The sequence below is a fragment of the Arthrobacter sp. P1_B9 genome, assembly GCF_056406495.1.
On sequence record NZ_JBFUAA010000002.1, the window covers coordinates 55863 to 67939 of the forward strand.

The window sequence follows — 12077 nt, forward strand, 5'->3', positions numbered from 1 at the left end:
CCGCCCCAGCAAGTACCCTTAAAAGCGTGGCTTTGAACAGGATTGTCCTCTTTTACGGATTCACCCCCCTGCCTGACCCGGACGCCGTCCGGCTCTGGCAGCGCGCCCTGTGCGAAAAACTCGGACTAACCGGCCGCATCATCCTTTCCAAGGACGGCATCAACGCCACGGTCGGCGGAGAACTGAACGCCGTGAAGCAGTACGTCAAAACCACGCGCGAGTACAAGGGCTTCCAGGGCATCGACGTGAAGTGGTCCGATGGCGGCGCGGCGGACTTCCCGCGGCTCAGCGTCAAGGTGCGGGACGAAATCGTCTCCTTCGGCGCCCCGGGCGAACTCAAAGTCGACGCCGGCGGAGTGGTGGGCGGCGGAACCCACCTCAAACCCGAGGAACTCCACGAACTCATTGAAGCCAAGAAACAGCAGGGCGACGAAGTCGTGTTCTTCGACGGCCGGAACGGGTTCGAGGCCCAGATCGGCAAGTTCAAGGACGCCGTCGTTCCCGATGTCGCCACCACCCACGACTTCATCAAGGAACTCGACTCCGGCAAATACGACGCCCTCAAGGACAAACCGGTTGTCACCTACTGCACCGGCGGCATCCGCTGCGAGGTGCTGTCGAGCCTCATGGTGAACCGCGGGTTCAAGGAGGTCTACCAGCTCGACGGCGGCATTGTCCGCTACGGCGAGGCCTTCAAGGACCAGGGCCTGTGGGAGGGCTCACTGTATGTGTTCGACAAGCGCATGCACGTCGAGTTCAGCGGGGACGCCAAGACGATCGGCGAGTGCGTCCGCTGCTCGGCACCCACGAGCAAGTTCGAAAACTGCTCGAATCCGTCCTGCCGGACCCTGACGCTCTATTGCGCCGGGTGCGCCGCGAGCCCCGACACCCTGCGGTGCCCCGAGGGCTGCGCCGCCTGAGGCGCGAGCCGGACATTTGGCCGGCCGGGAACCCTCAGATGCGGCTCACCCGGTACGCAAAGTTTGCCGGTGCGTTCGCATCCACTTTGATGGAGAGCGACGCATCTGCGGCCAGTTGCACCACGTTCACCCTGGACGTCCCGCACCGGAGGCTCAGGTCCACGAGTTCGTTCTCACCGTTCTCGATGGAAAAGGACACGCGGCGGGTGCTCCGGCAGGCCAGGGTCAGGGCGTAAGTACCCTTGGGCAGCTGGGCTGTAGTCTCTTTGCGCTCCTCGTCCGCCTCCAGCGTCCCGAAACCCGTCTGGAAGACCTGCCCCTCGGCGTCGGGCAGTACGGCATCGACCCAGTCATCCAGTTCCTCGCCCGTCACCGGCTCGTTGAGATGGGGGTCCTGGGGCAGGGCGGCGTCAGTGGTCGGCGGCGGGGCAGCGGAGGTCGATTCATCGTCCCAGTGGTCGGCGCTGTATTCATAGGCGCAGCCGGACAGGGCTGCCCCGAGAAATACCGCAACTGAAAGCACCACGGCGGCCGCCGGGGTGCGCCGTCGCGGCACCCTGCTCGCCGGCACAGTTGGCATACCCTGAGATTAGGGCGGCCCGGAATCAAACGCCAGAGGCCAAAGGTCCGGGTCGGACAGGCCTTCAGGGGGCGCCGGGCCGGACGCCACGAACCGGGCTGCGGCGGGTGCTACTCGGACGACGCCAGGTGGTACGCGTAGAGAAGCGGGGCATCCACACTGGACGTGCTGAGCGTGACCTTGCCCGCGGCGGGCACTTTGATGCGGGCGGTTTCGCGGCTGCCGTTGCAGGCGGCTCCGGCTTCGGCGAGCTGGCTGCCGTCCAGGCTGACGGCGAAGAACGCCTTCCCGCCGCCGTCGCAGGTCATGGTCAAGGTGTAGGTGCCGGCGGGAACGCCGGACGCGGTCCGGACGATCGGATCCCGGTTCAGGATTTTGCCGGCATCCTCCAGCACTGTTCCAGGGGCGGAGGGCAGCGCGGTGGCCTTCCACGCCGGGACATCGGCGCCCTCAATCGAACCGGCCGGGGAACATGCCGCTGCAGCCAGTACGACGACGGCGGCGGCCACGCCGCTGAGCGTCCGCCTTGCCAGGCGGGCGGCCGGGACGTGGGAGGAAGGGAAAACCATGCCTCAAACTTACCGTCTCGAAGGCTCCCCTCCGGCCGCGCCGACGTCCCGGGCGCCCTATCCCTGCGGGCCCTTGACTTTGACGCTGCGTCAAAGTTTAGAGTCGAAGCGATGGCCGGAAGCAGCCGGTCGGCACGGTAACAGCGGGGGTCCGAGGAACGCGGGCCTCGAAGGAGCAGAAGGGTGGAGGCATGGACTGGTCCGTTCAGCAGATCGCGAAATTGGCCGGCACCACCGGCCGGACTTTGCGTCACTACGACGACATTGGCCTGCTCAGGCCGAGCCGCACCGGCAACAACGGCTACCGGTACTACGGCCAGGAATCCCTGGTCCGACTGCAGCGGATCCTGCTCCTGCGCGACCTGGGGCTCGGGCTGCCGGCGATCGCGGACGTGCTCGGCAACGAGGCGGACGCGGAGCATGCACTGGGCCGGCACCTGGCGTGGCTGCTGCAGGAACAGGACAGGCTGGGGCGGCAGATTGCCGCGGTCCGTCACACCATTGAGGCATTGCAAACGGGAGGAAAGATCATGGCGGAGGAAATGTTCGACGGTTTCGACCACACCAAGTACCAGGAGGAAGTCCAGCAGCGGTGGGGCAAGGACGCCTATGCAAAGTCCGACGCCTGGTGGCGCAGCATGGGGGCCGGGGAGAAGGCTGCCTGGACGGAACAGTCCCGGCAGCTCGGTGCCGAGTGGACGGCTGCTGCGGCGTCGGGAGTCCCGGCGGACAGCGCGCAGGCGCAGGACCTGGCCCGGCGCCACGTCGAATGGCTCAGGGGAATCCCCGGCACGCCGGCGTCACCCGCAGCGGGCGGCAGCCCGGCGGCAGGTGGTGGCATCAAGGGGTACGTGACGGGGCTCGGCGAGATGTACGTGGCCGATCCCAGGTTCGCCGCCAACTACGGCGGTGAGGACGGCGCCGCCTTCGTCCGGGACGCGCTGAAAATCTATGCCGAGACCGAGCTCTAGCCGGACCCGCACGCCCCAAGCCCAGCCCCGGCGCTGACGGGGCCAACCCAGGTCCCACCCCATGGCCCGGCCCCCCGGACTAAACTTGTCCGGTGACTCCCTCAGCGCAAGGCCCCGCCGCACCCTCCCGTTCAACGCAGGCTCCCTCAGCCCCGTTCACGGCCGGCAACACCCCGGACGCTCCGCGCAGCGACCTCGCCGGCCTCCTCGAGGCCCTGGCCGCGGACCTGCGTGCGATTGGCTACACCGTGGACGGGGTTGCGGAGCTGCTCGGCGAGGCCGCGCACTCGGCCCTGGGCCGGGACCAGCTCATCCCGGCCCTGATCGTCACCGGGCGTTCCCTCGGGGAGCCGGCGACGGCGGCGCTCGCCGGCGTCGTGCGTCTCTGGCTTCTGTCTGAACCGCAGCCCGCGGCGACGCTCGACGCCGCCCTCCCCGGCATCCGTACCAAGGGGCTGGTGGAACTTGGGCTCGTGGAGCCTGCGGGCGGTGACCTGGTCCAGGCCAGGGTGGACCTCAGGCCGTACGGCTGGGACCCGACAGTGGGGGAAGACGGGACCAGCGCTGGCGGAGCAGACCTCTGGGTGGCCAGCGACCTCGCGGCCCACCAGCGCGCCGGCGTTCTTCGTCACGACCATGTCCTGGGGATTGGGCAGGCCTCCACCACCCTGGTCCAGGTCACCGCCCGCCGCCATGTTGCCAAGGCCCTCGATCTCGGCACCGGCTGCGGGATCCAGACCTTCCACCTGCTGCACCACGCCGAGCACGTGACCGCCACGGACATCTCCGAACGCGCCTTGGCGTTTACCCGGTTCAACCTGCTGCTCAACGCCGCCGAGCTGCACCTGGACCCGGCCGACTTTGACGCCCGCGTCAGCCTGAGGCTCGGATCCCTGCTGGACCCCGTCGCGGGGCAGGAGTTCGAGCTGGTGGTCTCCAACCCGCCCTTCGTCATCACCCCCCGCAGCCTGGGCGAGACCGCCACGGACCAGTTCACGTACCGCGACGGCGGCCTGCCGGGGGACGAGATTGTGTCCTCGCTGGTCCGTGTGCTGCCCTCGGTCCTTGCCCCGGGCGGAACGGCCCAGCTTCTGGGCAACTGGGAGATCACGGCCGGCGCCGGCTGGGCCGACCGGCCCCAGAGCTGGGCCGGCCCGGCCACCGACGTCTGGTTCATCCAGCGCGAGCAGGTGGGCCCCGAGCAGTACGCCGAGACCTGGCTGCAGGACGCCTCGGAAAGCCGCGACCGCCGGCTCTACGCGGACTCGTACGCGGCCTACCTGGACGACTTCGCCTCGCGCAATGTGGCCGGAATCGGCTTCGGCATGATCTGGCTGCGGAGGCCTGCCGACGGCGCGGGGCGGGTGCTGTCGCGCTTCGAGGAGATCACCTACCCGATCGAGCAGCCGGTAGGGCCACACCTGGGCGCCGCCGTCGAGCGTGCCGACTGGCTGGCCGGCCATGATCTGGCCGCCGCCCACCTGCTGGTCGCGGAGGACGTCACCGAAGAACGGCACCAGCGCCCCGGTGCGGAACACCCCGGCGTCATCCTGCTGCGGCAGGGTGCCGGGCTGCGCCGCACCAACCTGCTCAGTACCGAGCTGGCGGGCCTGGTCTCAGCGTGCGACGGCGACCTGTCCGTCGGGCAGATCATCGGCGCCCTCGAGGCGCTGCTGGGCGGCTACGAGGGGTTTGACAGCGCGGAGTTCCGCGCCGGCCTGCTCGAGGAAGTCGGGAACCTCGTCCGCGACGGCTTCCTGCTGCCTGCCTGATACCGTCGCGGCCGTGCCCGCCAACAACGGTTCGGCCGCGGCCTTGGCCGGCAACGCCGCGTACGCCGCTGCCCCGGCCGCCGCCTTGGCCGCCGCTGGAGTGTTGGCGGCGGAGTCCTCCCGGCCGAACCGCGGCAGGACGTACGCCGTGAGGGCGAGGGCCACCAGGGCCCCGACGGCGCCGGTGAGCACGAAGCTGACGCGGACCGGCACCAGGGCGCCCAGGAGACCGCCCAGGGCCAGCGCGCCAATGGAGACGGCACGCGTCATCCCGCCGACAATCGCCATCGCCTGGCCGCGCCCGCTTTCCGGAATCCGCAGGATCGCGATGGCCCCGAAACAGGCGTTCAGGACGCCGCAGGCCACTCCCGTCCCTGTGTAGGCCGCAAAAAGCAGTTCCACGCTCGGGACCATCCCGGTGAGGACCAGGCACGCCGAGGCTCCGGTCATGGCGGCCAGCAGCACGCGCAGGCGGACCCGCGGCGTCCTGATCCTGCCGGCCATCGCGGCCCCGGCCGCCATGCCGAGGCCGAAGGCTGCGGACAGGAGGCCGTACTGGATTTCGGTGGCGCCAAGCTCGTTGCGGGCCAGGAACACCTCGAGCACGTTGGTGGCTTCGCCGACGACGATGAAGAACATCGCCCCCAGGACCAGGGCCCAGACCAGGCTGTCCCGGCGGATCAGGCGCAGCCCGTCCAGCAGCGCGGGCTTCGCCTGGCCGGCACGTTCGGCCGCCGTGCCGCGCCGGGTCCGGATCAGCAGCGCGCCCAGCCCCATAGCGACGTAGCAGCCGCTGGCCACGGTGAACACCAGCCCGGTCCCGCCCCAGCCGCTGAGCAGGCCGCCCGCGGCGGGTCCTGCCATCCCCGCGATCATGATGGTCGCCTGCATGGTCCCCATGGCCCGGGGGGTGCGGTCCTCTCCGACGATCCGCGGCAGCAGGGCCTGCCAGGTGGGGCTGGCCACGGACTGGGCCGCGTCGAGCAGGAACGTCGTGGCAAACAGCACGGGCAGATAGTTCTCCAGGTACTGCATGCCAAGCCCCATGCCGGCGACGGCGGCGGCGCTGACCGCTGAGCTCGCCGTCGCCAGCGTGCGGGAGTCCATGGTGTCGGCGAGCCGGCCGGCCCACGGGGCCAGGAGGACCAGCGGCAGCGCTGAGCACAGCAGGTACGCGGCCACGAGCCAGGGCCCGGCGACAGGAGTTTCGCCGGCGGCGGCCGCGTTCTGCAGATGCAGCATGACGCTTACGACGACGGCGCCCATCCCCGCCGTCGCCACGAACCGGGCGGTGCCGGCAATCAGGAAGTCGCGGTTGCGCCACAGGGGCGGCACGCCGGCTGCGGATGCCGGCAATTTATGAAGTGTATGTTTCATAAAAAGGAACCTAGTCCGGCGGCAAAACAAATGTCAAGCATTTCTTTCATAGTTTGGCGGGGCTGGATACACTGGAGGAGTGAACGCAGAAACCCCGACGGCGGAGTCAATGGCTCCGCCGGCCACCAGGCGCCGGCACCGTCCGGAGAAGCAAGTGGAAATCACCGACCCGAAGGCGATCCGTGCCTTGGCCCACGCCGCCCGGCTGGAGGTCATTTCCGAGCTGTATTCCACGCAGGTGAGCCGGACGGCCACCGAGCTTGCCGCGCAGACCGGGCTGACTCCCAGTGCCATGAGCTACCACCTGCGGGCACTGCAGAAGTGGGGCATCGTGATTCCCGCCGCCACCGCGGGGGATGCCCGGGAGCGGCGCTGGCAGGCCGCCGGTACAGATTTCACCATCCACTCGCTGGGGGGAGTGGCCAGCCCCGAGCTCGCCGTCCTGGACCTCGAGCTCGACGCCTACCGCCGCCGGGTCCGTGCCTACGCTACGGCCCGCAACGCCCGGCGCGAGAGCGGCGACACCGCCGACGGGCCGTCCTCGGTAGTACTGGCCAGCAATCTGCTGTACCTGACGCCGGACCAGCGGGCCGAACTGACGCGGCGGATCTTCGACCTGCTGCGGGACTACGAACTGGAGGATCCGGACCACCTGCCCGAAGGTGCCGAACGCATGGCCACGATGTGGTCGATGATTCCGGACGACCGCGGCCCGGCGGCCGCCGCCAAACCCGCCGCCGCAAAACCCGCCCCCGTCAAGCCCGCCGCCGGCAAGGGCTGAGCCGCCGCCGGGGAGGGCTGAGCCCGCCGCCGGGAAGGCCTGAACCGGTCGCGGGCACGGCGCTGAACCGCATCCGGAGTGCGCTCAGGGGCCGGCCGGCACGTGGCCCTATTGCGGCCGGAAGCCGCGTCCGTCGGGCCGTCATTTCCGGCCGGATGCGCGGGATTCTGCAAAATATGGTGAACTAGGCGGGTATGGGCGCATCTGCCCGAGCCACCTTTTTCTGTAGGAGCACCGTGCCAAGCAAGGCCAAAACCGGCAAGAAACTCGTGATTGTGGAGTCTCCCGCCAAGAGCAAGACCATCGCCAAGTACCTCGGCGAAGGCTTCATTGTGGAGGCCTCCATCGGTCACATCCGCGACCTCCCGCAGCCCTCGGAGCTCCCCGCGGAACTGAAGAAGACCCCGCTGGGCAAGTTCGCCGTCGACATCGACAACGACTTCAAGCCTTACTACGTGGTGTCCTCGGACAAGAAGAAGAAGGTCGCCGAGCTCAAGGCGCAGCTCAAAGACGCCGACGCTCTCTATCTCGCAACCGATGGGGACCGCGAGGGCGAGGCCATCGCGTGGCACCTGCTCGAAGTGCTCAAGCCCAAGGTTCCCGTCTACCGGATGACCTTCGGTGAAATCACCAAGGAAGCCATCCACCGCGCCATGGACAACCTGCGCGATGTCGACCAGGACCTGGTGGACGCCCAGGAGACCCGGCGCGTCCTGGACCGGCTCTACGGCTATGAGATCTCCCCGGTGCTGTGGCGCAAGGTGGCCCGTGGCCTCTCCGCCGGCCGCGTGCAGTCCGTTGTCACCCGCATGGTGGTGGACCGCGAACGCGAGCGGATGGCCTTCAAGGCCGCCTCCTACTGGGACCTCACCGGCCAGTTCGGCGCCGGTTCCGGCTCCTTCAAAGCCAAACTCGCCGCCGTCGACGGCGCCAAGGTCGCCAGCGGCCGGGACTTCAACGACAACGGCGAGCTCACCTCCCGCAACGCCGTCCACCTCAACGAGGAACTCGCCACCTCGCTCGCGGCGGGGCTGCAGGACGCCGACTTCCGCGTCCGCTCCGTCGACACCAAGCCGTACACCCGCCGCCCGGCGGCGCCGTTCACCACCTCCACCCTGCAGCAGGAGGCCGGCCGCAAGCTGCGCTTCTCCTCGAAGAGCACGATGCAGGTGGCCCAGCGGCTCTACGAAAACGGCTACATCACCTATATGCGTACGGACTCGTCCGCGCTGAGCAACGAGGCCGTCACGGCCGCCCGGCGCCAGGCCTCCGAGCTGTACGGCCCCGAGTACGTGCCGCAGTCGCCGCGGGTCTACAGCGGCAAGGCAGCGAACGCGCAGGAAGCCCACGAGGCCATCCGTCCCGCCGGCGACTCCTTCCGCACCCCGGCCCAGGTGGCCCAGCAGCTCTCCGGCGACGAATTCCGCCTCTATGAGCTCATCTGGAAGCGCACGGTCGCCTCGCAGATGGCTGATGCCAAGGGCTCCACCGCCACGATCCGTCTCGGCGCCGTCACCGTTGGTGACCCGGCCGACCGCCGCGACGCCGAGTTCTCGGCGTCGGGCACCGTCATCACCTTCCCCGGCTTCCTCGCCGCCTACGAAGAAGGCAAGGACGAAAGCCGCGGCGACGACGAGTCCGAGGAAGCACGCCGGCTGCCCAACGTGGCCAAGGACGACGCGCTCACTGCCAGCGACATTGTCGCCGTCGGCCACGAAACCTCGCCGCCGCCGCGCTACACCGAAGCCTCRCTGACTGCGGAGCTGGAAAAGAAGGGCATCGGCCGCCCGTCGACCTATGCCTCCACCATCTCTACGATCCAGGACCGCGGCTACGTCCGAAAGCAGGGCTCCGCGCTGGTCCCGAGCTGGATCGCGTTCTCCGTGATCCGGCTCCTCGAACAGCACTTCCACGACTACGTGGACTACGAGTTCACGGCCGACATGGAAGCGGACCTGGACAAGATCGCCAACGGCCAGGCGGCCGGACCCGCGTGGCTCAAGCACTTCTACTTCGGTGAGGACTCCGAGCCCGGCCTGCTGAGCATCGTGAACAACCTCGGCGAGATCGATGCCCGCGAGATCAACTCCATCCCCATCACGGACGCGATCACCCTCCGGGTCGGCAAGTTCGGCCCGTACCTGGAAAGCTCCACCGCGACGGTGGATCCCGAGACCGGCGAAGTGGTGGAGGCGGCCCGCGCCAACGTCCCCGAGGACCTGGCCCCGGACGAGCTCACGGCCGCCAAAGCCGTTGAACTCATGGAGACCGCTGCCCCGGAGGAGCGCGTCCTCGGCGCGGACCCGCACACCGGGCACACGATCGTGGCCAAGAATGGCCGCTACGGCGCCTACGTCACCGAGATCATCCCGGAGATGACCGAGGAACAGCTGGCCAACCAGCCCGTTGAGTACTACAAGAACGGCAAGCCCAAGCCGCCGAAGAAGCCCGTCAAGGCCAAGCCGCGCACCGGGTCCCTGTTCGCGTCCATGAGCGTGGACACCATCACGCTGGACGAGGCGCTGCAGCTCATGAGCCTGCCCCGCGTGCTTGGCCAGGACGCCGACGGCAACCCGATCACGGTGCAGAACGGCCGGTTCGGCCCGTACCTGAAGAAGGGCACGGACTCCCGCTCCATCGGCTCCGAAGAGGAGATCTTCACGATCACGCTTGAGGCGGCGCTGGAGATCTACTCGCAGCCCAAGCAGCGCGGCGCCCGTGCCGCCGTGCCGCCGCTGGCCGAATTCGGACCGGACCCGGTCTCGGAGAAGAACATCGTGGTGAAGGAAGGCCGGTTCGGCCCGTACATCACCGACGGCATCACCAACATCACCGTGCCGCGCACCACCTCGATCGAGGAGCTGACCCGGGAACGCGCCGTCGAACTCCTCGCGGAGAAGCGGGCCAAGGGCCCGGTCAAGCGCACGACGACGGCCCGCAAGGCGCCCGCACGGAAGGCCCCGGCCAAGAAGTAGGCAGCACGCCGAAATCGCCGGAAACCTGCCGATTCGCCGGAAAATACCGGCGAATCCGCAGGTTTCCGGCGATTTCGCGTTTGCGGACGGGCCGTGGACGTGATCGAGTAGGAATATGACTGAACAGCCCGCACACCTGGACAACCAGCCGCTGAACGAACTCGAGGAGCAGCTCGCCCGGGGGGAGCAGCCGGACGCCAACCCGGTGGACGTGATCCTGGCCTTCCTCAACAACGAGGTCTATGTGGTCAGCTCCGACGCCCTCGAGGGCCCCGACTCGCAGGTGGAGCCGCTGGTCCTCGCCAACTCCTCCGGCAAGCCCGTTCTGGCCGTTTTCTCGCACCCGAGCCGCGTCACCGAGCAGTATCTCGCCGCCGCCCCGAACGTGCTGGGCACGCAGGGCGCCGCGATCATCGGTAACCTCGGCGCCGAGCTCGGCATGGTGATCAACCCCGGCGCCGCCTACGGTTTTGAAATCGACCCGGAGGGCGTGGCCAACATCCGCCGCGACTTCAAGCCGACGGACGAGCCCGCTGACGGCTCCGCCGACCCGGCTTAGGCCCGTAATCGGCCAGACTGCGACGGCGGTATTCTTCGCGAATACCGCCGTCGCAGCTAGGCCGGCCGCTCCGTGGGGGGAATAATGGCAGCATGCGTCTAGGCGTCCTCGACATCGGGTCCAACACTGTCCATCTCCTGCTGGTCGACGCCCATCCCGGCGCCCGCCCGGTTCCCTACGCCTCGCATAAGCGGCGGCTGTCGCTCGTGCAGTACCTCGACGACGACGGCAACATCGACGACGACGGGCAGCATGAACTGGTCGAGTTCGTCCTCGAGGCGTGGGAATTCGCGGCCAAGCACAAAGCCGACGACCTCCTCGCGTTCTGCACCTCGGCCATCCGCGAGGCCACCAACGGCGCTGACGTCCTGGCCCGCGTCAAACATGAAACGACCGTCACCCTCCGGGAACTCACGGGCAGCGAAGAGGCGTCCATGACCTTCTTCGCCGTCCGGCGCTGGTACGGCTGGGGTGCCGGGCCCATCCTGAACCTGGACATCGGCGGCGGCTCTTTCGAGATGGCCCTCGGACAGGACGAGCTGCCCGAGCTGGCGATGTCCGTTCCGCTCGGCGCCAGCCGGCTGACGCGCGACTGGCTGCCCGAGGACCCGCCCTCGGCCAAGAGCATCAAGGAGCTGCGCCGCTACATCCGCTCCACGCTCAAACCCGCGGTGCGCAAATTCGAGAAGCTGGGCCCGCCCAACCTCGTCGCGGGCACATCCAAAACATTCCGATCCCTCGCCAGGATTGCCGGGGCCGCCCCCAGCGGCGCCGGGCCCTACGTCAAGCGGGAGCTGCTGGCCCTCGACCTCGGGCTCTGGGCGCAGCGGATCTCGGCCATGGAGATAGGGGACAGGCTCCACCTGCCCGGCGTCTCCGAGGCCCGCGCGCCGCAGGTCCTCGCCGGCGCCCTAGTCGCGGAAGCGGCACTGGAAATGTTCAAGTTCGACAGCATGGTGACCTGCCCGTGGGCCCTGCGTGAAGGACTCATCCTCCGCCGCCTGGACCAGCTGGTGTTTGAGGGGCCGATCGATCCCCCGCCGCACGTGGCAGAGCAACCGCCGGCGCGGCTTCAGTCGCCGGAAAAGGCTCTCTGAGACGGCTTGGGCCAGTGGCGGGTGTCGAGACTGTGTCGATCCGGAGCGTCCTCGATCGTGTAAGTGCTGAGAGGCCGGCACGGCGCCGGCCGATTCGACAAGGAGGCACCCGAAATGACGCAGTACCTGCTCAGCATTTACCAGCCGGACGGCCCTGCCCCGGAACCTGAGTTCCTCGAACCCATCATGCGTGACCTGGCGGCCCTGAACCATGAAATGCAGGCGGCCGGGGCCTGGGTGTTCGCCGCGGGTCTCCACCCGGCGGAGTCCGCGACAGTCCTGCGGCCCAACGGTGGCGAGATCCTGGTGACCGACGGGCCGTTCACCGAAGGCAAGGAGCACCTCGGCGGATTCACCGTGATCGAGGCCGAGGATCTGGACGCGGCCCTTGGCTGGGCAAGGAAGCTGGCCGGCGCCACCACACTTCCCGTCGAAGTCCGTCCGTTCCAGCACTAGCCGCCGGTCGGGGGTGCTGG

Annotated in this window: 10 protein-coding genes and 1 pseudogene; 8 read left to right on the forward strand and 3 right to left on the reverse strand. The window is 68.6% G+C overall.

Annotation, left to right across the window (positions count from 1 at the left end):
- Positions 1-26 precede the first annotated feature (26 nt).
- The gene (gene trhO / locus AC1D1A_RS02760) at positions 27-920 is read left to right on the forward strand and encodes an oxygen-dependent tRNA uridine(34) hydroxylase TrhO (protein ID WP_028277710.1); all 894 of its coding nucleotides are present in this window, start codon (positions 27-29) and stop codon (positions 918-920) included.
- A gap of 34 nt (positions 921-954) precedes the next feature.
- Here trhO and AC1D1A_RS02765 read toward each other — a convergent pair whose 3' ends face one another.
- Positions 955-1500 carry a DUF6023 family protein gene (locus AC1D1A_RS02765; RefSeq protein ID WP_476872256.1) on the reverse strand — a complete coding sequence of 182 codons (546 nt, stop codon included), beginning with the start codon at positions 1498-1500 and terminating at the stop codon, positions 955-957.
- A gap of 110 nt (positions 1501-1610) precedes the next feature.
- Complete coding sequence (locus AC1D1A_RS02770; RefSeq protein WP_223913613.1) at positions 1611-2069, reverse strand: hypothetical protein; 459 nt, start codon at positions 2067-2069, stop codon at positions 1611-1613.
- 191 nt (positions 2070-2260) lie between these two features.
- Here AC1D1A_RS02770 and AC1D1A_RS02775 point away from each other — a divergent pair, with 191 nt between their 5' ends.
- Entirely contained in the window at positions 2261-3040 is a 780-nt protein-coding gene (locus tag AC1D1A_RS02775; protein ID WP_476859268.1) for a MerR family transcriptional regulator, read from the forward strand.
- A gap of 92 nt (positions 3041-3132) precedes the next feature.
- Positions 3133-4812, forward strand: a complete 1680-nt coding sequence (locus AC1D1A_RS02780) for a DUF7059 domain-containing protein (protein ID WP_476947091.1) — start codon at positions 3133-3135, stop codon at positions 4810-4812.
- 114 nt (positions 4813-4926) lie between these two features.
- On the opposite strand, the pseudogene AC1D1A_RS02785 reads toward AC1D1A_RS02780, so the two are convergent.
- A pseudogene (locus tag AC1D1A_RS02785) lies at positions 4927-6189 on the reverse strand (MFS transporter); the annotation flags it as partial.
- Between the two features lie 79 nt (positions 6190-6268).
- Here AC1D1A_RS02785 and AC1D1A_RS02790 point away from each other — a divergent pair.
- The 5 genes from AC1D1A_RS02790 (at position 6269) to AC1D1A_RS02810 (ending at position 12057) form a co-directional block, all read left to right on the forward strand.
- Complete coding sequence (locus tag AC1D1A_RS02790; protein ID WP_476855533.1) at positions 6269-6970, forward strand: ArsR/SmtB family transcription factor; 702 nt, start codon at positions 6269-6271, stop codon at positions 6968-6970.
- A 236-nt stretch (positions 6971-7206) separates the two neighbouring features.
- Positions 7207-9945: a type I DNA topoisomerase gene (gene topA / locus AC1D1A_RS02795; RefSeq protein WP_476859270.1), complete on the forward strand. Its 2739-nt coding sequence runs from the start codon at positions 7207-7209 to the stop codon at positions 9943-9945.
- A 115-nt stretch (positions 9946-10060) separates the two neighbouring features.
- Positions 10061-10504, forward strand: coding sequence for an SseB family protein (locus AC1D1A_RS02800; protein WP_476850227.1), 444 nt, complete (start codon positions 10061-10063; stop codon positions 10502-10504).
- Between the two features lie 92 nt (positions 10505-10596).
- Entirely contained in the window at positions 10597-11601 is a 1005-nt protein-coding gene (locus AC1D1A_RS02805) for a Ppx/GppA family phosphatase (protein ID WP_476850226.1), read from the forward strand.
- A 114-nt stretch (positions 11602-11715) separates the two neighbouring features.
- Positions 11716-12057: a YciI family protein gene (locus tag AC1D1A_RS02810; protein WP_223913620.1), complete on the forward strand. Its 342-nt coding sequence runs from the start codon at positions 11716-11718 to the stop codon at positions 12055-12057.
- Positions 12058-12077: the final 20 nt, after the last annotated feature.

Coding starts and splice junctions, on each gene's coding strand:
- AC1D1A_RS02765 (WP_476872256.1), bottom strand. CDS start 1,500: ATGCCAACTGTGCCGGCGAGCAGGGTGCCGCGACGGCGCACCCCGGCG.
- AC1D1A_RS02770 (WP_223913613.1), bottom strand. CDS start 2,069: ATGGTTTTCCCTTCCTCCCACGTCCCGGCCGCCCGCCTGGCAAGGCGG.
- AC1D1A_RS02775 (WP_476859268.1), top strand. CDS start 2,261: ATGGACTGGTCCGTTCAGCAGATCGCGAAATTGGCCGGCACCACCGGC.
- AC1D1A_RS02800 (WP_476850227.1), top strand. CDS start 10,061: ATGACTGAACAGCCCGCACACCTGGACAACCAGCCGCTGAACGAACTC.
- AC1D1A_RS02805 (WP_476850226.1), top strand. CDS start 10,597: ATGCGTCTAGGCGTCCTCGACATCGGGTCCAACACTGTCCATCTCCTG.
- AC1D1A_RS02810 (WP_223913620.1), top strand. CDS start 11,716: ATGACGCAGTACCTGCTCAGCATTTACCAGCCGGACGGCCCTGCCCCG.